The organism is Halomonas litopenaei, from assembly GCF_003045775.1.
GTDB lineage: Bacteria > Pseudomonadota > Gammaproteobacteria > Pseudomonadales > Halomonadaceae > Halomonas > Halomonas litopenaei.
The window spans coordinates 1-22,175 of sequence record NZ_PXNS01000006.1; the positions used below are offsets into that span (position 1 = coordinate 1).

Annotated in this window: 19 protein-coding genes; 13 read left to right on the forward strand and 6 right to left on the reverse strand. The window is 63.1% G+C overall.

What is annotated here, in order from left to right; genetic code table 11:
- The first annotated feature begins 662 nt into the window (after positions 1-662).
- The 3 genes from C6W88_RS11530 to C6W88_RS11540 all read left to right on the forward strand — a co-directional run bounded on the left by C6W88_RS11530 (position 663) and on the right by C6W88_RS11540 (position 3,617).
- A complete protein-coding gene (locus C6W88_RS11530) occupies positions 663-1,541 on the forward strand; it encodes an MBL fold metallo-hydrolase (protein ID WP_108132570.1) in 879 nt (292 codons plus the stop codon).
- Between the two features lie 240 nt (positions 1,542-1,781).
- The gene (locus C6W88_RS11535; protein ID WP_108132571.1) at positions 1,782-2,960 is read left to right on the forward strand and encodes a trans-sulfuration enzyme family protein; all 1,179 of its coding nucleotides are present in this window, start codon (positions 1,782-1,784) and stop codon (positions 2,958-2,960) included.
- Positions 2,961-3,128: 168 nt separating this feature from the next.
- Positions 3,129-3,617, forward strand: coding sequence for a DUF2938 family protein (locus C6W88_RS11540; RefSeq protein WP_108132572.1), 489 nt, complete (start codon positions 3,129-3,131; stop codon positions 3,615-3,617).
- Here C6W88_RS11540 and C6W88_RS11545 read toward each other — a convergent pair.
- A complete protein-coding gene (locus C6W88_RS11545; protein ID WP_108132573.1) occupies positions 3,604-4,656 on the reverse strand; it encodes a c-type cytochrome in 1,053 nt (350 codons plus the stop codon). The genes C6W88_RS11540 and C6W88_RS11545 overlap by 14 nt on opposite strands.
- A 331-nt stretch (positions 4,657-4,987) precedes the next feature.
- A complete protein-coding gene (locus C6W88_RS11550; protein WP_108132574.1) occupies positions 4,988-5,938 on the reverse strand; it encodes a LysR family transcriptional regulator in 951 nt (316 codons plus the stop codon).
- A 251-nt stretch (positions 5,939-6,189) separates the two neighbouring features.
- Here C6W88_RS11550 and rhmD point away from each other — a divergent pair, with 251 nt between their 5' ends.
- The 8 genes from rhmD to C6W88_RS11590 all read left to right on the forward strand — a co-directional run bounded on the left by rhmD (position 6,190) and on the right by C6W88_RS11590 (position 14,271).
- Positions 6,190-7,374 (forward strand): L-rhamnonate dehydratase, encoded by a 1,185-nt coding sequence (rhmD, locus tag C6W88_RS11555; RefSeq protein ID WP_108132575.1) that lies wholly within the window; start codon positions 6,190-6,192, stop codon positions 7,372-7,374.
- A gap of 34 nt (positions 7,375-7,408) precedes the next feature.
- Positions 7,409-7,738, forward strand: coding sequence for an L-rhamnose mutarotase (gene rhaM / locus C6W88_RS11560; RefSeq protein ID WP_108132576.1), 330 nt, complete (start codon positions 7,409-7,411; stop codon positions 7,736-7,738).
- Positions 7,735-8,631 carry an amidohydrolase family protein gene (locus tag C6W88_RS11565; RefSeq protein WP_231498629.1) on the forward strand — a complete coding sequence of 299 codons (897 nt, stop codon included), beginning with the start codon at positions 7,735-7,737 and terminating at the stop codon, positions 8,629-8,631. Before rhaM ends, C6W88_RS11565 begins: the two co-directional genes overlap by 4 nt.
- Before the next feature lie 66 nt (positions 8,632-8,697).
- Positions 8,698-9,468 (forward strand): L-rhamnose 1-dehydrogenase Lra1, encoded by a 771-nt coding sequence (locus C6W88_RS11570; protein ID WP_108132577.1) that lies wholly within the window; start codon positions 8,698-8,700, stop codon positions 9,466-9,468.
- Positions 9,469-9,531: 63 nt separating this feature from the next.
- A complete protein-coding gene (locus tag C6W88_RS11575) occupies positions 9,532-10,341 on the forward strand; it encodes an aldolase/citrate lyase family protein (RefSeq protein ID WP_108132578.1) in 810 nt (269 codons plus the stop codon).
- A 52-nt stretch (positions 10,342-10,393) separates the two neighbouring features.
- Positions 10,394-11,830, forward strand: coding sequence for an aldehyde dehydrogenase (gene aldA / locus C6W88_RS11580; RefSeq protein WP_108132579.1), 1,437 nt, complete (start codon positions 10,394-10,396; stop codon positions 11,828-11,830).
- 125 nt (positions 11,831-11,955) lie between these two features.
- Positions 11,956-13,647 carry a purine-cytosine permease family protein gene (locus tag C6W88_RS11585; protein ID WP_146164654.1) on the forward strand — a complete coding sequence of 564 codons (1,692 nt, stop codon included), beginning with the start codon at positions 11,956-11,958 and terminating at the stop codon, positions 13,645-13,647.
- 183 nt (positions 13,648-13,830) lie between these two features.
- Entirely contained in the window at positions 13,831-14,271 is a 441-nt protein-coding gene (locus C6W88_RS11590) for a hemerythrin domain-containing protein (RefSeq protein ID WP_108132581.1), read from the forward strand.
- Between the two features lie 100 nt (positions 14,272-14,371).
- Here the strand turns inward: C6W88_RS11590 and C6W88_RS11595 are convergent, their stop codons facing one another.
- Positions 14,372-16,345, reverse strand: coding sequence for an acyl CoA:acetate/3-ketoacid CoA transferase (locus C6W88_RS11595; protein ID WP_108132582.1), 1,974 nt, complete (start codon positions 16,343-16,345; stop codon positions 14,372-14,374).
- Positions 16,346-16,653: 308 nt separating this feature from the next.
- Here C6W88_RS11595 and C6W88_RS11600 point away from each other — a divergent pair, with 308 nt between their 5' ends.
- On the forward strand, positions 16,654-17,505 hold the full coding sequence (locus C6W88_RS11600) for an SDR family oxidoreductase (RefSeq protein ID WP_108132583.1): 852 nt from the start codon (positions 16,654-16,656) through the stop codon (positions 17,503-17,505).
- Positions 17,506-17,618: 113 nt separating this feature from the next.
- Here the strand turns inward: C6W88_RS11600 and cysK are convergent, their stop codons facing one another.
- Positions 17,619-18,590 (reverse strand): cysteine synthase A, encoded by a 972-nt coding sequence (cysK, locus tag C6W88_RS11605; protein WP_045993341.1) that lies wholly within the window; start codon positions 18,588-18,590, stop codon positions 17,619-17,621.
- Positions 18,591-18,869: 279 nt separating this feature from the next.
- Positions 18,870-19,817, reverse strand: a complete 948-nt coding sequence (locus C6W88_RS11610; RefSeq protein ID WP_045993340.1) for an alpha/beta fold hydrolase — start codon at positions 19,815-19,817, stop codon at positions 18,870-18,872.
- A 407-nt stretch (positions 19,818-20,224) separates the two neighbouring features.
- On the opposite strand from C6W88_RS11610, the gene C6W88_RS11615 reads away from it, so the two are divergent.
- Complete coding sequence (locus tag C6W88_RS11615; protein ID WP_108132584.1) at positions 20,225-21,163, forward strand: oxidoreductase; 939 nt, start codon at positions 20,225-20,227, stop codon at positions 21,161-21,163.
- Between the two features lie 114 nt (positions 21,164-21,277).
- Here C6W88_RS11615 and C6W88_RS11620 read toward each other — a convergent pair whose 3' ends face one another.
- On the reverse strand, positions 21,278-22,087 hold the full coding sequence (locus C6W88_RS11620; RefSeq protein ID WP_045993339.1) for a transporter substrate-binding domain-containing protein: 810 nt from the start codon (positions 22,085-22,087) through the stop codon (positions 21,278-21,280).
- Between the last annotated feature and the right edge of the window lie 88 nt (positions 22,088-22,175).

Here is a 22,175-nt window from a genome sequence, read left to right on the forward strand (position 1 = left end):
AAACCGCTCAGCGCCGATGGTAGTGTGGGGTCTCCCCATGCGAGAGTAGGTCATCGTCAGGCATTTACATAAACAAAAACCCCCAGCTCCGAAGGAGTTGGGGGTTTTTGTTTATGTCTGTACGATGACCCTTCCTCGCATGCGAGAGTAGGGTGAGAGCCGCCCGGACAATGCAACGCATTGTCAGGCTCGAACGGGCGAGGGATGTAAAGCCGCTTGCGGCGCCCCGAGCCCAGGCTCAAGGCCACGAAGTGGCCGCAGAGGCGTCAGGCATTTATTCAGAAGAAGCCCAATTCCGAGAGGAGTTGGGCTTTTTCGCATGCATGGGGCAGACCCCGCTTTTTATATGTGGGGCCGCGCCGATAACCCCCTCGGCGCGGTCCGGCCTGGCTCTTCTCAAGGGCGGGCTCGCGTCGTTCGTCCCCCCTTGCAGCTTCGCTGCAGCCCTTGTGAAGAGCGCTGGGGTGACTCACCCCTATGCGAGCGACATTGCTGTCTAAGCGTCATCGTCAGGATTTTCTTTAGAAGAAGCCCAATTCCGAGAGGAGTTGGGCTTCTTTCGTTTCTGCTTCCCCTGCGGAATGCTGCTCTGGATGGAACGAAGGTGATAAAGAAAGATCAAAATGGCATATTCATCGTACACAGAGCGAAGGAGGTGCCAGATGCAACGAATTCGTCATTCCGAGGGGCGGCCACAGGTGACGGGATTCTTCGATACCGCGACATCGAGCGTCCAGTACGTGGTCACGGACCCCGATACCAGACGGTGTGCCATCATCGATCCGGTGCTTGATTTCGATGCGGCCTCCGGTGCGACGTCCACCGCCAGCGCGGATGAACTGCTTGGCTACGTGAAGGAGCACGGCCTCGAAGTCGAGTGGGTGCTGGATACCCATCCCCATGCCGATCATCTGTCGGCGGCGCAGTATCTCAAGCAGCAGACGGGGGCGCCGACGGCGATTGGGCAGAAGATCACCGAGGTACAGGCGCTGTGGAAGGATATCTATCATTGGCCGGAGCTGGCCTGCGACGGTAGCCAGTGGGACAGGCTGTGGGCCGAGGGGGATCGCTTCTCCATCGGTAGTCTCGAGGTCGAGGTGTTGTTCTCTCCCGGGCATACCCTGGCGTCGGTGACCTACCGCGTCGGTGATGCGGCCTTCGTCCACGACACCCTGTTTCAGCCTGACTTCGGCACGGCCCGGGCAGACTTTCCCGGTGGCGACGCTCAGGCGTTGTGGCAGTCGATACAGGACCTGCTTGCCTTGCCGGAAGATACCCGCATATTTACCGGGCACGACTATCGCCCTGGAGGCCGAGAGCCCCGGTGGGAGAGCACGGTGGCTGAGCAGCGCCGTGACAACATCCATCTCCAGGGTCAGCACGAGGCCGGCTACATCGCCATGCGCAATGGACGCGACCAGGACTTGCCGATGCCTGCGCTGATGCTGCCGTCACTCCAGGTGAATATTCTGGGAGGGCGTTTGCCCAAGGCAGAGTCCAACGGTCGTCGCTACCTCAAGATCCCACTCAACGCCTTTTAAGCGCCGTGACGGCTGCTGAGAGCGGCCTCCGAGAGCGGAGTCCATGAATATTTCTGCGGCGGGCGCTTGCCGATAGGGTCCGGTGAATATCATCCAGTGATGGTTCCTCGGGCCTTGCCCTTTCGTTATCGACGTCGTTATCGAGCGCGGGCGCTTGGGCATGCGTCTCTGGTGAAGTGTCTGCTTTCACGCTAGGTTGGTCAGACGGTGATTGGCTTGCAAGCTCACAAAGGAGGCAGCATGCCCCGTCTCGACCGCTATGGACTGGCGACGCGCACCATCCATGGCCAGCAACAGCGTGATCCCTTCGGCAGTCCCCATATGCCGATCTACGACACCACGACCTTCGCCTTCGATGATACGGCCTCTCTGCGAGAGGTCGGAGAAGGGAAGAAGCGTGGAGGATTCTATTCGCGCTATGGCATGAATCCGACGTTGTACGCCCTCGAGGACGTGTTGGCAGGACTGGAGGGCGCCGAGGCCGCCCTGAGTTTCAGTGCAGGGATGGGGGCCATCAGCGCCTTGCTGCTGGCCCACGGTAAAAAAGGGGTGGTGGGCTACGGTGAGATCTACGGTGGCACCCTGGGGCTGATGGCGAAGGGATTGCCAAGCCTCGGTTATCCCGTCGACCTGGTGTTGGACGATGAAGGCGACGCTCTCGAGCGGAGGCTACGCGAGGGCATTGGTCTGGTCTTCGTGGAGACACCGAGCAACCCGACCCTTGCCATCACCGATATCGAAAAGCTGGCTAGGCAGGCGCACGCCCATGGCGCACTGGTGGTGGTGGACAATACCTTTGCCACGCCGGTCAACCAGCTGCCGCTGCCACTCGGCGCCGATCTGGTGGTGCACAGCGCCACCAAATATCTGGGAGGGCACAGTGATCTCACCGCAGGGGCGGTGATGGGCACTCGTGCGTTGCTGGAGCCTATCGATTGGTGGCGTCAGTCCCTGGGCAGTGCACCATCGCCGCAGACAGCGTCATTGTTGTCGCGAAGCCTCAAGACCCTGTCGGTTCGAGTGGCGCAGCACAACCGTTCGGCGCAGACGATCGCCGAAGCGCTGCAATCGCATGCGGCAGTACGTCGTGTCCACTATCCTGGTCTGACGAGTCACCCCGGGCACGAGGTGGCCAGGCGGCAGATGCGTGGGTTCGGGGGCATGTTGACGCTCGAGCTGGAGGCGGACCTTTCGTTGACGGAGAAGATCGCGGAATCGCTTCGCTGGTTTGCCCTGGCACCAAGCCTGGGTGGCGCCGAAAGTCTGGTGACTCAGCCCCGCACGACCACCCACGTGGACTTGAGCGACGAGGAACGCCAGCGCAGAGGTATTTCGGACAGCATGTTGAGATTGTCGATAGGGCTCGAGGACGTGGAAGACCTGCTCGAGGATCTCGATCAGGCGCTGAGGCTTGCTTGAAGCAGCATGAAGAAGGCGGGGCAGGTCGATGCTATCTCGGCAGGGCGATTGTCTTGCCTGTATTTTTCAGCTTGGCCTGCGCGCGTCGGTGGTGACGCCGATCGTGTGACGGGCGCCTCTGCCTTCGGCTCCAGGGCGATTGATGGAGTCCAGTGTCAGGAGAAAGGGATGTTCGATACGCTTGGTCTTGCCCTGGTGATCGGTGTCGGCGGGACGGCGCTGCTGGATCTGTGGAATTGGCTGTTGAACAAGTCGATAGGGCAACCACTGCCACCCTGGCATCTGGTCGGCCGCTGGTTTTCGGGCTTGCCCAAGGGGAGACTGGTCCATCGCCAGGGGATCGCTTCCTCGCCTGCGATCGGCGGGGAGCTCGCCATCGGCTGGATCATGCACTACGTCGTGGGCGTGAGCTTTGCCTTGGCGCTGTTGTTGGTGTGGGGAGATGGCTGGGCGTTGGCACCGACCTTTGGCCCGGCCTTGATCGTGGGCCTGGTGACGGTAGGCGCGGGCTGGTTCATCCTGCAGCCTGGCATGGGAGTGGGGGTTGCCTGCTCGGGCGCTCCCAACCCGAGCCTCGCCCGCATGAACAACGTGGTGGGCCATATCGTCTTTGCCCTGGGCATGTATCTGGCGGCGCGTCTGATCACGGCGGGCTGAGCAGATACCTTGGGGTGAAGCGAGGTTCCAGATAGACGGTCTGGGCCGTCAGAGCAATGCTCTCGAGTGCCTTGTTCAATCGCTCCGGTGTCAGATCGGCCCCCGCTGCAGCCAGGGCTTCTCCGAGCAGGGCGCCAAGGGCGTAGCCGCGCAGGGCTTCGGGCCCCTGATCGTGGAGGGCGGCCCAGCTCAGGGCGTCCTGGTGCGGTATGGCGAGGATAACCTCATGGCCGGCTTCTGCCAGGGCAGCGGCGTGTTCGCCGAGATGATCCAGACAACCGACCAGGGTTCTGGGGGTGTCCAGCAGTTCACCATTTTCCAGTTCGTCGACAATATTGTCGCTGGCGACCAGGGTCACATCGGCTGCCGCCGAGAGCGGAAGACTCATGGTCATCAGCCGAAAGCGAAATTCGTCGCCAGGGCGGCCGAGCAGGCCCACGCGCTGTGCGCTGGTATTGCGCACTTCCTTGACGGAGGCCACCAGGCAGGCCGTCTGCAAGCGCTCTTCCAGCCGGTCGTCGATCTCGGCCAGGGTCGTTAACACGTCAGGCCGCGTCGTCACCTCGATACGTCGACCAAAAGCGCCGCCCTGGCTATTGAAGGCAGCAATGGCCGCGCTGAAGCCGATATCCAGGTCCGAATTTCCGGAGATGCCCACCAGCACTCGTGTGGGTTCGATGCCGGTGTCCGTCGCCGCCGAGAGCTGTTGCAGGTGGTCGATCAGCGAGTCCAGAACGTCGTCGTCCAGCGCGTAACGTGGCATCTGCGCAGACAGTCGGCGTTGATCGGGAGCGATGCCCTGACTCAGTGCCTTCAGCAGACTCGTTCGATCATAGCCAGGCTGGTGGTCTTCGCTGGTCAATGCCGTCCAATGGACAGCGGGTGCAGTGCCATCGATCCCCAGGCCATCGACACCGTGGCAGCTTGCACAGGAGGGATGAGGTGACTCGCCGTGGGTTCCCTGCTGGTAGAGGGTCTGTCCTGACGTCAGAGGAGGGGAGTCGGCGGCTCGGGCAGAAAGCACGATGCATGAGGCCATGACGGCAAGTCGAATGCTGGCTCTCAAGGCAGGGTGTCCTCCCGCTATTGCGTGTCCATGTACAGTAACGCAGCTTCCGAGTGACTGGGCAAGCTACCATCGTCCCCTCCCCCCGCTCCTTGCTGCCCACACACTGTAGCCGGGATTGCCGACTCAGGGCGGCTGACCTCAGAGTTTGTGGTCAGTCGACACAGCCTCTGTCGGATGCTAACCGCCAACCTGTCGGTGCGACTCGAGGTGTTCCCGAAGCCGCACGATTTGGCACGTACCGAGCAAGAATTTGCCAATTGGGTCCGCCCGAAAATGACGTTCGTCCCAGTGCTGGCGGTCGCTACCTGGCGTCTCCTGGACGAGCCCGACCGGCTAGCGTCCTCAAGCGTTCGCAAAGCGCTCTCGCTGGTTCACTAAGCAAGCTTCCCTTGCGGGTCATCAGGCCGTAGGGCGCCAGGGTGCGTCCTAGCGACAGCGGCAGGGCCTGAATATGGCCCATGGCCAGGTGTTCACTCAGCACGCTCTCCGACATCACCATCAGGCAGTCGCTGCGCTGTACCAACTGCAAGGCGGCGAAAATCGAGCCGCACTCGATCACGTCGCGGGGGGAGACCAGGCCTTGAACCTCGAACGCCTTTTCTACTGCCTGGCGAGCCGGTGTGCTCAGCGGTTGCAGCAGCCAGGGCCAGTCGTCCAGCAATGCGGATAGTGGAGGGAGCTCTGGCTCAAGCAAGGGGTGTCCGCGCCGCACGACCGTCAGCAGGGTTTCTTCGCCGAGCGCCTCGAAGTCGAAGGCGTTGTGTTGCGAGGCGGTGGTGTAGCGGGCAATGGCCAACTCTATCTTGCCCTGATCAAGCAGCTCGGCCAGTTGGTCGCTGGTTTCGCCCATCAGTCGTATCTGCAGCAGCGGTCGGTCACGCTTTAGCGCGATGATGGCATCGGCGACCAGATCCGGCGCTGCGCCCATGATGGCGCCCAACACCAGTTGCCCCTGGCCGCCCAACTGGTGACGACGAACCTCCTCCGCACAGCGGTCGAGGCGCGCCAGGGCGTTGTCGGCAAAGTCGATCAGCATCTCCCCGACACTGGTAGGCAACATGCCCCGCGACGTGCGCTTGAACAGCTGGCAGCCGAAAGCCCGTTCGATTTCACCCAGCATGCGCGTGGCGGCCGGCTGGGACATGTGCATGGCGTCGGCGGTCTGGTGAAGGTTCTTGCGGCGACCGAGGGTCGCGATCATCAAGAGATGCTTGTAGCGCAGGCGTGCCAGCAGGGCCTGATAGGCCTCCATCGAATCTCCTTGGAGTGAGAAGTGATACCTAAAGATTATGAGCAGGTAGCGCCCGCCGATGCCTTAGACATTGGTCTAAACCGTTATTGGAGAGCGGTAAGCGGGAGTTTGCCGAAGGCCGCCTAGGCACGGGTATTGCCCTCGGTCGATAACAAAAAGGTATCAGAAGAGCCGCCTTTTCGATTGGTGTCGACGACCACGAGTTGGCTAGAAAGGAGTCATTCCAAGCGCATTATCCGAGGGAGAATCGCATGACCGATGTCACCATCAAGCAGGTTCGCGCCTACACCGTTCGCGGCGGCGGTGCCGACTACCATGATCAGTCCGAAGGACACTGGATCGACGGGCAGATATCCACACCCATGAGCAAGTATCCGGAATACCGGATGAATCGCCGTAGCTTCGGGCTTAATGTGCTGGGCACCCTGGTGGTGGAGGTAGAGGCCAGCGATGGCACTGTAGGCTTCGCGGTGACCACCGCCGGCGAGATCGGCGCCTTTATCGTCGAGCGACATCTGGCGAGGTTTCTCGAGGGTCGCAAGATCACCGAGATCGAGAAGATGTGGGATCAGATGTTCAACGCCACCCTGTTCTATGGTCGCAAGGGCATCGTGATCAATACCATCTCCGGGGTCGACCTGGCCCTCTGGGACCTGCTCGGCAAGGTGCGCGGGGAGCCGGTACATGAACTGCTGGGAGGCGCCGTGCGCGACGAGCTCCAGTTCTACGCCACAGGGGCGCGCCCCGATCTGGCCAGGGACATGGGCTTTATCGGCGGCAAGATGCCGCTTGCTCATGGCCCCGCCGAGGGCAATGAGGGGCTGACCCGCAACCTTGAGCATCTGGCCGAGATGCGCTCGCGGGTCGGTGACGACTTCTGGCTGATGTACGACTGCTGGATGAGCCTGGACGTGAACTACGCCACGCGATTGGCCCAGGGCGCGAGTGAACTGGGGCTCAAGTGGATCGAGGAGGCCCTGCCGCCCGATGATTACTGGGGCTATGCCGAGCTCAAGCGTAATGTGCCCAAGGGCATGCTGGTCAACACCGGCGAGCACGAGGCCACTCGCTGGGGCTTCCGCCTGCTGATGGAAATGGACTGCTGCGACGTCATTCAGCCCGACGTGGGCTGGTGCGGCGGGGTGACCGAATTGATCAAGATCTCGGCGCTGGCCGATGCCCACAACAAGCTGGTCGTGCCGCATGGCTCCTCGGTGTACAGCTATCACTTCGTTATCACCCGCCACAACAGCCCCTTTGCCGAATTCCTGATGATGGCGCCCAAGGCCGATGAGGTGGTGCCGATGTTCCATCCGCTGCTGCTCGATGAGCCAGTGCCGAGCCATGGCCGGATGTCGGTGTCGGCGCTGGACAAGCCGGGTTTCGGGGTTCGCCTGAATCCCGAATGCGAGCTCAGTCGTCCCTATACCCATTGAGCAGCGGCGTCGATGGTGACGTCAGGGAGGCCCCATGGAATTGAAAGCCTTTCGCATGAACCTGTTCCCCGGCCAGCATCAGGAATACCGCCGTCGCCACGACGCGTTGTGGCCGGAGTTGGGCCAGGCGCTGGCCGACGCCGGGGTGCTTGACTACCGGATCTTTCTGGACGGCGATCGCCACACCCTGTTTGCGGTGATGCAGCTGGCCGAGGGCCACTCCGTCGATAACTTGCCGGAGCTCCCCGTCGTGCGTCGCTGGTGGGCGCACATGGCCGATATCATGGACACCCATCCAGACGATTCGCCTGTGGTGGTAGATCTCGAGGAAGTCTTTGCCTTCGTTCCAGGAGCCACCTCATGAGCGCCATCTCGATTGTCGATCCCCATCTCCACTATTGGTCACTGGCCAGCGGTAACCAGCCCTGGCTGGAAAACCCGGTACCCAATCTGCTGGGGGACTACTCGCCGATGGCGCAGGATCATCTGCCGGAGGATCTGGAGCGTGCGCGAGGTGAGATCGATATTCAGGCCTGCGTCCACGTGGAGGCCGATGCGGTCGATCCGGTGGCGGAAACCCGCTGGTTGGCCGAGGTGATCGCCAGCGGAGCACGGCTGGCGCCCGATGCTCTGGTGGTCGGGGTCGACCTGTCGCATAAGGACGCCGAAGAGCAGCTCGATGCTCAGCGAGAGCTGAGCGATCGGGTATGTGGCGTACGTCAGATCCTGAACGTTCATGACGATCCACTGTTCGACTACGTGGGGCGTGACTACGTCAGCGAGCCAGGCTGGCGAAGCAATCTACGCATGCTGGCATCGCGGGGGCTGTCCTTCGACCTGCAGATCTACCCGAGCCAGATGGCCCAGGCGGCTGCGCTGGCACGTGAATGCGACGACATCCTTTTCGTGCTCAATCACGCGGGTATGTACGTGGACCGACAGCATCTCGATGGCTGGCGTGCCTGGAGGGATGGGCTACGTGAGCTGGCGGCCTGCGACAACGTCATGATCAAGCTCAGTGGCTTCGGCATGCTCGACCATCGGTGGACGCGAGACGCGGTAGTGCCACTGGTGTGGGAGGCCATCGATGCCTTCGGTATCGAGCGGGCCATGTTCGCCTCCAACTTCCCGGTGGACGGCCTGTACGCCGGCTATGAAGACATCTGGCGGACCTACCTCGAGATCGTGACGGGCGTCTCCGACAGCGAACGCGATGCCCTGTTCCGCGACAACGCCAGACGCTGCTATCGACTGTGAGCGGTATCTCGCTCGCCGCCTCCGGCCCATCTGGATGCTTTGACCCCTCTATTTCAGGAGAACGCCATGTTGCTCAACGACAAGACCGTCATCATCACCGGTGCCTCGCGCGGCATTGGTGCCGCAGCGGCGCTGGAGTGTGCCCGCCAGGGTGCTGATCTGGTCATCGGCTACAGCGGTAGTCCTTCCAGCAAGGGCCATGTCGATGAATTGATTCAACAGATTGAAGCGCTGGGGCGAAAGGCCGTGGCCGTGGGTGCCCCGGCAGAAGATCCTGACACCGGCGAGGCGCTGGTGGCAGCGGCGGTGGAGCACTTCGGCGGCGTCGACGTGTTCGTCAACAATGCCGGCATCTGCCCCTTCCACAGCTTTCTCGACATGCCCCGCGAGACCTACCTGAAGACCGTGGATACCAACCTCAACGGTGCCTACTTCGCGGTTCAGGCGGCGGCCAGGCAAATGAAGGAGCAGGGCCGAGGCGGGGCGATCATCGCGGTCAGTTCGATCAGCGCCCTGGTGGGCGGCGCCATGCAGACCCACTACACGCCGACGAAAGCTGGCCTGTTGTCGCTGATGCAGTCCTGCGCGGTGGCGCTGGGGCCCTACGGCATTCGCTGCAACGCGGTGCTGCCCGGCACCATCGAGACCGACATCAATCGAGACGATCTCAGCGACGACGGAAAACGCCAGTACATGGAGTCGCGGACGCCGCTGGGACGTCTCGGAAACCCGGATGATCTGGCCGGACCCATCGTCTTTCTGGCCTCCGACATGGCCCGCTACGTCACCGGCGCCTCGCTGCTGGTAGATGGTGGCATGTTCGTCAACCTGCAGTAGCGACGGCGACACCACAGCGGCCTTGATAGTAATGGACACACGACCTTGACCTGGAGCTTGACCATGCAACTTCCCGACAACCGTTTTCGCGCCGGTCTTGAGCGCGATGCCGTCCAGTTCGGACTGTGGTCCGGCTTTGCCAGCGGCTACTGCGCCGAAATCGAGGCGGGCCTTGGCTACGACTGGATGCTGATCGACGGCGAGCATGCGCCTAATACGGTGCCCCAGATTCTGGCCCAGCTGCAGGCGGTGGCGGGGTATCCGGTGGCGCCGGTGGTGCGCTGCGTCAATCACGACCCGTCGTTGATCAAGCAGTTGCTCGACATCGGAACCCAGACGCTGATGGTGCCCATGGTGGAAACAGAGGCCCAGGCGCGCGCGTTGGTGGCGGCCATGCGCTATCCGCCTCATGGCAAGCGGGGTGTCGGTGGCGGGCTGGTGCGGGCCACGCGGTGGGACGATGTCGAGGACTATCTGACGTTGGCCCATCGGGAGCTGTGTCTGATCGTACAGGTCGAATCCGCCGCCGGCGTCGACAATGCCGCCGCCATCGCTGCGGTGGAGGGCGTGGATGCGGTGTTCATCGGCCCGGCGGATCTTTCGTCGGCGCTGGGACACCCCGGTGATCCGGGCCATCCCGAGGTGCAGCAGGCGATCGCTGCCACCATCGAGACCGTCAAGGCGGCGGGCAAGGCGGTGGGGATTCTCGCTCCGCAGGAAGACGATGCCCGCCGCTACATCGGCCTTGGCTGCGACTTCGTCGCCGTGTCGATCGATGTCAGCCTGCTGCGCCAGGCGGCGAGGGCGTCACTGGCGAGGTTTGACGAGGCGGCGGGGGGCAGCGCTACCGCGGGCGCTTCGCACACCTACTGACGCAGACTCGTCCCACCACACCATCCGACAACGACAAGACAGGAACACAGACATGAGCCAGATTCCGACTCACCAGAACTTTATCGACGGCGCCTTCGTCGACTCGCCCGACCACCTGGAGGTGTTCAACCCGGCCAATGGCGATCTGCTGTCACGCATTCCCGAATCCGACGGTGAGCAGGTGGAGCGAGCCATCGGTGCGGCACGTGATGCCCAGAAAGCCTGGGCGGCGTTGCCGGCGATCGAGCGGGCCGGCTACCTGCGCCGAATCGCCGAGCGTATTCGTCAGGACGTACCACGGCTTTCGCGCATGATCACCGAGGAGCAGGGCAAGGTGAGCGGTCTGGCCGAGGTGGAGGTGAACTTCACCGCCGACTACCTGGATTACATGGCCGAGTGGGCGCGGCGCATCGAAGGCGAGGTGATCGAGAGCGATCGGCCCAACGAGACCATCCTGATGCTGCGAAAGCCTCTGGGGGTGGTGGCAGGAATACTGCCCTGGAACTTCCCGTTTTTCCTGATCGCCCGCAAGATGGCGCCGGCCCTTGTGACCGGCAATACCATCGTCATCAAGCCCAGCGAAGAGACGCCCAACAACTGCTTCGCCTTTGCCCGCATCGTCGAGGAGGTGGGGCTGCCCAGGGGCGTATTCAACGTGGTCAGTGGTACCGGTGGCAGCGTCGGGCAGGCGCTCAGCGACAGTTCACGGGTCGACCTGATCAGCTTTACCGGCAGCGTCGCCACCGGTTCACGGATCATGCAGAGTGCCTCGCGCCACCTGACCAAGCTCAATCTCGAGCTTGGTGGCAAGGCGCCGGCCATCGTCCTCGGTGACGCCAATCTTGAGCTGGCGGTGAAGGCCATCCGCGCCTCGCGCATTATCAATACCGGCCAGGTCTGCAACTGCGCCGAACGGGTCTATGTCCAGCGCAGCGTGGCCGACGAGTTCATCGAGCGAATGTCCCGGGCGATGGACGCCACCACCTATGGCGATCCTCTGGCCCAGCCCGACGTGGAAATGGGGCCGTTGATCAATCAGGCAGGCCTGACCAAGGTCGATGCGATGGTGAAGCAGGCGGTAGGAGAGGGGGCCGAATTGGTCAGCGGAGGCAGCGTCGCTGATCTGGGCAAGGGGTATCACTATCGACCCACGGTGCTGGCCGGTTGCCGCGACGACATGGCCATCATGCGTCAGGAGATCTTCGGCCCGGTGCTGCCCATTCAGGTGGTGGAGGACATGGACGAGGCTATCGCCCTGGCCAACGACTCCGAGTACGGCCTGACCTCTTCGATCTATACCCGCAGCCTGGCCAACGCCATGCGTGCCTGCCGCGAGATCGACTACGGCGAGACCTACATCAACCGCGAAAACTTCGAGGCCATGCAGGGCTTCCACGCCGGGGTGCGCAAGTCCGGCATCGGCGGCGCCGACGGCAAGCACGGACTCTACGAGTACACCCACACCCAGGTCGTCTACCTGGAGGCCTGAGCGGCACGCAGTGACGGCAAAGGGTCGGGAGTGACGGTGTGCGAGAGGCCACCTGTCGCGTCATCAGCGACAGGATCGCCATTCACTCCCGATGGCAGCCAACATTCCCCGAAGAGAACAAGATCATGACCGATTCTACATCGACCGAGCCGCGTGGCTCGGCGGGAGCGGCCGGCCTTGAGCGAGTGCCGCCCAGCCAGCAGTTGAGCGGCAAGTACTTTCTGGCGGCGTATTCCGGTGAGCATATCGCCGGTACCGAGTTCGTCATCGGCGCCGCGCTGGTGTCGCTGGGGGTAGGGACCAGCGACCTGATCTGGGGGCTGATCCTGGGTAACCTGATGGCGGTGCTTTCCTGGGCCTGGGTCTGTGCACCGGTGGCGGTGCGTGCTCGCATGACCGTGTACGACTACCTTGGCCGGGTGGCCGGCCGCCGATTTTCGGCGGCCTTCAATCTGGTCAACGGTTTGTTCTTCATGATACTCGGCGGCGCCATGATCACGGTGTCGGCCTCGGCCTTTCGGGTGCTGACCGATATTCCGCCGCAGACCGCCTGGTACCCACAGAGTCTGAGCTTTGTTGCGCTGGCCCTGGCGGTAGGGGGGGTCACGGTCTGGATGGTGATGAAAGGCTTCAAGCTGATCGCCAACTTCGCCAGTGTCTGCGCGCCCTGGATGATCGTGCTCTTTCTCGCCAGCGGTATTCTGTGCCTGCCGGTATTGCTTGATCATGGGGCGGCAAACGGCCTGACCGTTCTCGGCGATGTGCTCGATGCGCTGGTGTGGACCGGGGTGACTCCCGAGGGTGATCCGGGCCTGTCGGTGTGGGTGATCGCGGCCTGGGCCTGGAGCGTCAATCTGCCCCTGCACCTGGGCATGAGTGACATGAGCACCTTGCGGTTCGCGCGCAAGGCATCCTACGGCTACTTTTCTGCCTCGGGCATGTTTATTGGTCACTTCATGGCCTGGCTTTGCGCGGGCTTGATGGGGGCGGCAGCGGCATTGTTGCTGAAGTCGACGCTGGTAGAGCTGGATCCTGGCGCGGTGGCCTTCCGCGTACTGGGGGCGATGGGGCTGCTGGCGGTGGTGGTGGCCGGCTGGACCACCTCCATTCCAAGTCTGTATCGCGCGGGGCTCGCGTTTCAGGCGCTGTTCACGCGTCACGATCCTGACCGTGTCACTCTGGCGGTGGGCGTGGTCACCACGGTGGTAGCCTGCTTTCCCTTTGCGTTTACCCAACTCCTCAACGTGCTGTCCTATTTCATCATCCTGATGGCGCCGGTCGGCGCGATCATCGCCGCTGAACACTTCGTCCTGCCACGCCTCGGAATAGCGCCGTTTTGGCGCCACCGGCAGCAGCGTGTGGACAATCTGCCGGCGATACTGACCTGGGCCGGGGCATTGTTGCTGGCGCTGGGACTGCTGCTTCAAGGATCGCTGCACCTTTTCACCATCTTCATCCCGGTGTGGGCGCTTTCGTTTATCGCCTATCCGCTGCTGTGTCGTGTCATGGGGAGCCTTCGTTGCTCCACGCAAGACCCCTGGGAGGAGGCCTATGGTCCCATCGATGTCAGCGAGAGCGAACCGGCCGCGATGCCTGCTCCGGTGTCGACCAGACAGCCGAGCTTCGTGGTCGCGGTGGCTTGCCTGGCGGTGATTCTGGCCATGTCGCTGTGGCCCTGGCTGGGAGCCGCTGCGCCGGAAGATTTCCTCGAGACCTATCGGTGGTGGATCGTGCCGCCGACCCTGGTGTACTTCGTCAGCGCCATGCTCTGGTTGCGTACCCGGCGTCAGCCGGACCGGCAGCAAGTCTCTGTTTAAGCGGAGAAGGAGTCACGGACAGACTCGGTAGACTTAGGCGATCGTAGGCTTCGGGTTGCGGATCTTGAACAATACAACCATCCTTGTACAAGTTTGGTATATGGAAGAGCCGTGACATCGCCATGGAACAGACGCCGTCGACGGCGCGATCCTGGCTTCGCTTCGACAAGGAGGAAGAGATCCGTGACCATCTTTGAAGCCCTGCGTGAGAGCCACGACAAGCAGCGCCGCCTGCTGGAACTGCTGGTGGAGACCGAAGGCGACAGTAACGGGCGTGGTGAGCTGTTCAAACGCGTCAAGAAGGAGCTCGAGAACCACGCTGGCGCAGAAGAGCGGGCCCTGTACATGCCGATGATGGAGCATGACATGACCCAGGAGAAGGCGCGGCACAGCGTGGCCGAGCACCACGAGATCGATGAGCTGATCGAGGCGCTCGAGACGACCGACTACAGTTCACCGGGCTGGCTTGCCAGCGCCAAGAAGCTGCAGCATCTGGTCACTCATCACCTCGACGAGGAAGAGCAGGAGGTGTTCCAGCTCGCCGGACGCGCCTTTGACGATGCCACCAAGGCCAACCTCGCCGAAGAGTACCTGCAGGACATGCAGGATCGGGAAGCCGGCTGAAGGCAGACGCTTTCCAAGCCGCTTGCATAAAGGGCGCCGGAGGGAACTCCAGCGCCTTTTTCATGGAGAGCCATCAGACAGCCATATGGTCGCAGAATGGTCAGCTGTCTTGCTGCTCGTCGAGCAGGTGGCTCAGGGCGTCCTTGCGGTTCTCGTAGATGTGCGGTGCATCGGCACGGCGCTCCAGCGCGTCGCCGAGCTTGAGGCGCAGGAAGGCACTGGTGGTGTAGCGAGTGACGCGCTCGTAGAAGCGCTCGGACAATCCGCAGATCATTTCGGTGTAGCGCTCGACAAGGTGCGGCGCGATGGTGAAGTTGTCGTAGTTGACGATGGCATAGACAGGACGGCCCAGGGGCTCAAGCAGGCGTTCGACCTCCCTCTCGATGGTGGCGATGGTGTCATCGTCGTTGACCGCCAGTCCCTCGAAATTGATGAAGAACTGGTAAGTGTCGAGATCGACGCTCAAGCGCTCGGCGATCGGGCGCTCCAGCAGGGTCTCGAGCAGGTCCATGGAGGTGCTGTCGAACAGGCGGGGATCCATGGTGGCAAGGGGCGCGTCGATGTGGGGCCGAAAGTCCATCAGCGCCAGGATGTCGCGCTCCAGTTCCACCCCCGGGGCGATCTCGATCAGCGTCAGCCCTTGCGCGCGCAGTTCGAACACGCAGCGCTCGGTGACGTAGAGCACCGGCTGGCCGCGCTTCGCCGCCAGGGGACCGCTGAAGGTGCGGTGCTCGACGCGCTCGACAAACTTGCGCTGGCTGCCGTCGGCGTCGATCTTTAGTCTTCCCGACTCGATGGACAGTTGGGCACCGGCGGTGAAGGTGCCGACGAACACTAGCCGTTTGGCGTTCTGGCTGATGTTGATAAAGCCGCCAGCGCCGGCAAGCCTGGGGCCGAAACGGCTGACGTTGACGCTGCCCTCCTGGTCGACCTGGGCGAGACCGAGAAAGGCGATGTCCAGGCCGCCGCCATCGTAGAAGTCGAACTGGCTTGGCTGGTCGATGATCGCCTGGGTATTGATGGCGGCGCCGAAGTCGAGCCCGCCCGCCGGCAGACCGCCGATGACGCCGGGCTCGGCGGTCAGCGTCAGGTACTCCAGCAGCCCTTCCTCATTGGCCACGTTGGCGATGCCCTCGGGCATGCCGATGCCCAGATTGACGATGCTGTTGGGCCGAAGCTCGAAGGCGGCGCGGCGAGCGATGACCTTGCGCTCGGTCAGCGAGAGGCTGGCGATGTCATTCATCGGCGCCTTCAGTTCGCCGGCGAAGGCACGACTGAACTGGGTGGCGAAGGTCTGCCAGTGATGCTCGGGCTGTGCCAGCACCACGGCGTCGACCAGCACGCCGGGGATCTTCACGTCCTTGGCCTTGAGGGTGCCTCGTTCGGCCAGACTCTCGACCTGGACGATGACGATGCCTCCGGAGTTGTGCACCGCCATGGCAATGGCCTGCATCTCCAGAAACAGCGCCTCACGCTCCATCGTCACATTGCCGTCGGCGTCGGCGGTGGTCCCGCGCAATAGCGCGACCTGAATCGGCTGAGCCTGGTAGAACAGGTACTCCTCGCCATCGATAGGCATCAGCCGCACGCGATCTTCGGTGGTGCGCTCGTTGATCTTGCCGCCCCCCTGGCGTGGGTCGACAAAGGTATCGAGCCCCACCTTGGTCAGGGTGCCCGGCTTGCCGGCGGCGGTGTCGCGAAATAGATGGGAGATCACGCCCTGTGGCAGGTTGTAGGCCTCGATCTGGTTGTCGATGGCCAGCTTCTGCAAGCGCGGTACCAGCCCCCAGTGGCCTCCGATGACGCGCTTGAGCAGTCCCGGGTGACCGAAGTGATCGACGCCACGGCCCTTGCCGTCGCCCTGGCCGGCGGCGTAGATCAGCGTCAGGTCACGAGGATGGCCGGACTCCACGAAGCGTTGCTCCAGCGCTACCGCCAGTGCCTCGGGAAAGGCCACCCCGACGAAGCCGCCGGTGGCAAGGCTGTCGCCGTCACGGATCAGCTGTACCGACTCCTCGGCACTGACCACCTTGTTGCGTTGGCGACTGACGCTGGGAGGAGTGCGATGGGGCATGGGTGTTCCTTTTCAAGCCATGGGGATAGGGGGCACGTCGGCACGCAGCGCCTATGGACCAGTGTGAGCGACATGAAGGCGGCGAGAGGTCGAGATGCTTGACGGTGCAAAGTAGAGAGTCGTTGCTTGGCCCTTGAAGTCAGTCGCTGACTGTCCCACTCTGTACAAAAGTGGTACACAACCTTCACGTCACGTGCAGAAAAGGGCTTCTGCCGCAGACGCCTGTTGCGTACCGCCGGCCCCCAGGGATGCCCGTGGTGGCGGGGGCCATGACGTTCGCCATGTCGATGAGCCGAAGGAGTGGATCCATGTCTACACAGCAACCCCCTCAGCAACAGCATCGTCAGCCCGGCAGCGAGTCGGCCATGCAGCCCGAGCCGGAGGTGATCCGGGACAGCTACCGTGGCAGTGGCAAGCTGGACGGCAAGGTGGCGCTGATCAGCGGCGGCGACAGCGGTATCGGTCGCTCCGTGGCGGTGCACTATGCCCGTGAGGGCGCGCACTGCGCCATCGTGCATCTGGAAGAAGATCAGGATGCCGAGACCACCCGCCAGATGGTCGAGAAGGAAGGCGGTGAGTGCCTGGTGCTCAAGGGGGACGTCGGTGATGCCGACTTCTGTCGTCAGGCCGTGGCCAGCACCATCGAGCGCTTTGGACGGCTCAATATCCTGGTCAACAACGCCGCCGAACAGTATGACTGGTCCGATATTACCGAGGTGGATGAGGCGCAGCTGGAGCGGACCTTCCGCACCAATGTCTACAGCCACTTCTATCTGTCCAAGGCGGCGGTGCCCCACCTCGACGCCGGCGATACCATCATCGCTACCTCCTCGATCAATGCCTTCAAGGGCAATGACACCCTGCTCGACTACACCGCGACCAAGGGGGCGGTGCAGGCACTGGTACGTTCGCTGGCGGCGACCCTGATGGATCGCGAGATTCGCGTCAACGCAGTGGCGCCGGGGCCGGTGTGGACGCCGTTGATCCCGGCGAGCTTCGACGAACAAAAGGTCGCCGAGTTCGGTGGTCAGGTGCCGATGAACCGGGCAGGCCAACCCAGCGAGATGGGGCCCGCCTATGTCTATCTGGCCAGCGAAGAGTCGTCCTACATGAGTGGCCAGACGCTGCACCTCAACGGTGGCGTGGTGCTCAATACCTGAGATGCCGCGGGAGGCTGCGCGACTCGCCTCTCCAGCGGCAGCGATGAAAGGCGGGATCGAAATGACAGGCGAGCCGGCACGGGCCGGCTCGCCTGTTGACCGTCTGGGCGACGTTACTGGTTGAGTTCCTGCTCGGTGAACAGGTCGGCGAACAGCGCCGAGCTCAAATAGCGCTCAGCGCTGTCTGGCAGTACCACCACGATATTCTTGCCGGCGAACTCGGGCAGCTTGCTGACACGCACCGCAGCCTCGACCGCTGCCCCGCAGGAAATGCCGCAGAGGATGCCTTCCTCACGCATCAGTCGATGGGCCATGGCCATGGCGTCCTCGTTGGTGACCGTCTCGACGCGATCGACCAGATCCATGTCCAGATTGTCCGGCACGAAGCCGGCACCGATGCCCTGGATCTTGTGGGGAGCGGGCTTGAGTTCCTTGCCTTCCCTGGCCTGGGTCAGGATGGGGGAGTCGGTGGGCTCCACCGCCACGGTGGTGATCGCCTTGCCCTGGGTCTTCTTGATGTAGCGCGAGACCCCGGTCAGGGTGCCCCCGGTGCCGACGCCGGCTACGAAGACATCGACCTCGCCGTCGGTATCGTTCCAGATCTCGGGGCCGGTGGTGGTCTCGTGGATGCGCGGGTTGGCCGGGTTGGAGAACTGCTGGGGCAGGAAGTAGGTCGACGGATCGGACTTGGCCATCTCTTCGGCCTTGGCGATGGCGCCGGGCATGCCCTTGGCCGGTTCGGTCAGCACCAGTTCGGCGCCCAGGGCCTTCAGTACCTTGCGCCGCTCCAGGCTCATGGAGGCCGGCATGGTCAAGGTCAGCGGGTAGCCCTTGGCGGCGGCAACGAAGGCCAGGGCGATGCCGGTATTGCCGCTGGTGGGTTCGATGATGGTCATGCCCGGCTTGAGCACGCCGCGTTCCTCGGCATCCCAGATCATCGCCGCACCGATCCGGCACTTGACGCTGTAGGCCGGATTGCGCCCCTCGATCTTGGCCCAGATCGTGGCGCCTTCATTGACCCGGTTCAGCCGCACCAGTGGGGTGTTGCCGATTGCCTGGGCATTGTCGTCGTGGATGCGAGCCATGTCTGACCTCCGTTGCAGGGCCCCGGGTAGCCAGTACAGGCGAGTCGACCAGGGGCAAATGATGGATGCGAAAGAAATCTATCGAGCGTCCACTATGCCTCAGGTTGGCGCCCGCCACGAGAGAGCGAGGGCTCGCTTACCGCCAAGGGATTTAAAGCGGCTGGCGAAACAGCACGCGCCCGCATCAAGCGGGCGCGTGATCGGCATGGTGAACGCCGTCGCCGTTCAGGACCCAAGGTCGGGTCTCCCGGCGAGCAGCGCTGACAAGGGCAGAACCTCCTATTGCTGGTCCCACGCGACGAAGGCGTCGACCACCTCCTGGGGGCGCTCCAGCGGATAGAAGTGGCTGGCGTCCAGATATTCCCAGGTGGCGTGGGGCATGATGCGGGCCAGCGCCACGCCGGAGACGTAGGGCGGCTGGAAGGGGTCATGCACGCCCCACAGCAGCATCGCAGGCTTGTTCCACATCACCATCTGCGGTGAGGCCTCAAGGGTAAGGCGGTTATCCATGGCCTTGAGGTACTCGATGAAATGGTTGCGGGTCGACTCGTTCTCGGCATAGTTGCCGTAGAGGTCCTCGAGGATCTCGTCGGTCAGGGTCTCCTCCGGCTGCATGAGACCTGCTGAGGCGAAGTTCTTGACGATCTCGCGGACGTTGTCGGCACTGAAGATCTGGCTGGCCTCGGCGGACTTGGCCTTGGCGATGGCGGCGTTGGCCTCAGGGACCGGCCACATGTCGAGCACGGCGGAGTTGCCGATCACGATCTTGCGGACCTGGTTCTGCTCCTTGAGCTCGGAATCGGTCACCATGATCTGGGCGATGCCGCCTCCCAGGTCGTGGCCGAACAGGATGTAGGGGCCGGGCATCACCTGATTGGCGAAGTCGGTCATGATTTCGGCCTGGCCCTTGAGCGAGTGGTCGGCATCCATGGGGCCGTCGGTGTAGCTGAGCCCGAGTTGGCCGGGCGCGAAGACGTGATAGCCCTGTTCCGCCAGCAGCGGGCCCACCCGGGAGAACAGCACGCTGTTGAGCGGAATGCCATGGATCAGCATGACCGCCGGGTCACCAGGCTCGCCCCATTCGCGATAGGCGACGCGAAAGTCTCCTACATCAGCAAACTGACGGCCGGGCATCTCGTCGGCAAAGGCCGCAAGTGGTGTGACGGCAAGCGGTGTGATGGCAAGGGCGAGCGACAGGGCAAGGGCGTTGATCGTGCGGATGGGCATGGCGGCTCCTGGGACGGTTATCGATAGCGCTGGCGCCGATGAGCACGGTCGTGATGGCGGTGGCGCAGGCACGAGTGTCAACGGCGGTGCTGACATGGGAGACGGTGGCCGGCCGAGGGCCGAGGCCAGTCGCTTCAAAGGCACTTCATACTCTAGATCAGCGTTACCCGATAAGAAGCCCCCCTGGATTGTCCAAGCATGTTTGAGCATAACGTGATGAAAGCTCGAGTCTGTGCCTTCTCTCCGAGGCCTGTGCCTCTTCACCATGGTCGGGGCTAAAAGAGCACAAGATCGAGCACCTACCTCGAAAGGTGAGTGCCATCTTCGAATTCAAACGCGCTAGCGTGGTAACCGAATCCATGAAATAGGGAGCTTGGCCGTTGAACCATCAAGGGACTGAAAGGTGCGTGCTGGTGACAGGGGCGTCGTCAGGGATCGGCGAGGCGATCGTCACCGCGCTGCTCGAGCAGGGGTTTATCGTCTACGCAGGCGCGCGTAGGGTCGAGCGCATGAGCCACCTGGCTGATAAGGGCGCCCGGGTGCTGGCGCTGGATATCACCGACGCCGACAGCATTGCCGCGGTGCTGACACGTATCGAGCGCGACGGCGTCGAGCTCGATGGGTTGGTCAACAACGCCGGCTACGGCAGCTATGGCGTGCTGGAGGAAGTCCCGATCGAGGAGGCCAGGCGTCAGTTCGAGGTCAACGTGTTCGGGCTGATGGCGTTGACCCGGGAGGTCTTGCCCGGCATGCGACGTCGACGGCGCGGTCGCATCGTCAATATTGGCTCCATGGCCGGCCGTATCTGGTTTCCGGTGGGTGGCTGGTACCACGCCACCAAGTACGCGTTGGAAGCGCTGAGTGATGCCCTGAGGGTCGAGACGCGCCCCTTTGGCCTGTCCGTCAGCCTGATCCAGCCCGGGGTGATTCGCAGCGAATGGGCGGCGATTGCCCGCAAGCCCTTGTGCGAGGACCCTCCCGAGGCGCCCTATGCGCGGATCAAGCGTGGCATGGCCGCCATCCTTGCCGATCACTCCCGGGCCGGCACCCCCGAGATGATCGCCGAGGCGGTGGTCCATGCCCTGACCGCCAGTCGCCCACGTCGACGCTACGCGCGGCCTCGGGACGCCAGGATATTGATCTTCCTCCACTGGCTTTTACCCACCTGGGCGTGGGAGAGAGGCGTCAGGTGGTTGCTGGCACGCTATGCCCGCAAAGCGAGTGACGACAACGGCGGCGGTACTAGTGTCGACGGAGGCGAGGCCGGCCCTGACAGCGGCCCGGAAAACAGCAACGAAAGCGGTAATAAAAGCGACGGCGAAAAGCGGGGTGAGGCGGAAAGCTGAGCCGACGCCGGTCAGACCAACGTAGGAAGCATCGAGGGAAGCATCAAGGGAAACCACGAAGGAAACGACAAGGGCCCGCCATGCTCCGGCGGGCCCTTGTGATTGCCATGCCGGTTACAGGCGACTGGCGGGGCGCAGATCGTAGTCGAAGTACTGCTCCATCAGGCGCTGGAAGGTGCCGTCGGCGTAGACCTCGTTTAGAGCCTGGTTGAAGGTCTCGGCCAGGGCTTCATCGCGGGGGCGCACGGCGATGGCGTTGCCGCGCCCGAAGATCGATTCTGGCGAATTGATACGCTCGCCGACCTGGGTGAAGTCGCCATCCTCGGCCTTGATATCCAGCGCCTCGATGGCCACCGGGTAGTTGATGAAGGCCAGGTCCAGACGCCCGCTTTCCATGTCGAGGGCGACCTCGTCGGCGGTGGCGTAGCGACGGATATCGAGGGTGTCGCGATAGCGCCCGGTGATGTAGGTGTCCTGGGTGGTACCGCGCTGGACGCCGACGGTCATGCCCTCGAGGCTTGCCAGGTCTTCCGGGTCGACGGCCTCGCCGCGACGGGCCACCCAGACCTTGGGCGACATGGCGTAGGGCTCGCTGAAGCGAACCTGGCGTTCACGCGCTTCGGTGATGCGCATCGACGACAGGATGGCGTCGTACTTGCGTGCCAGCAGGCCGGGGATGATGCCGTCCCAGCCCTGGACGATCCACTCGCAGTCCAGTTCGGCGCGTTTGCACAACTCGTTGCCCAGATCGATCTCGAAGCCCGCGAGTTCGCCGTTGGCGTCGCGGTATTCGAACGGTGGATAAGGCACATCGACGGCGATACGCACCTGGCGAGCCTCGTCGCCGAAGGCGGCGGGCATCGTCAGCATCGTCGCGCAGGCGATGGCCAGGGGGGACAGCAGACGCTGGGAGAAAGAGCGCATGGGGAACCTTGTCGTCAGGGAAGAAGGGGGAGGGGTTATCGTTATGGTGACCGTCGACGGGGCCAGCAGGGCCCCGTCGAGGGTCTGT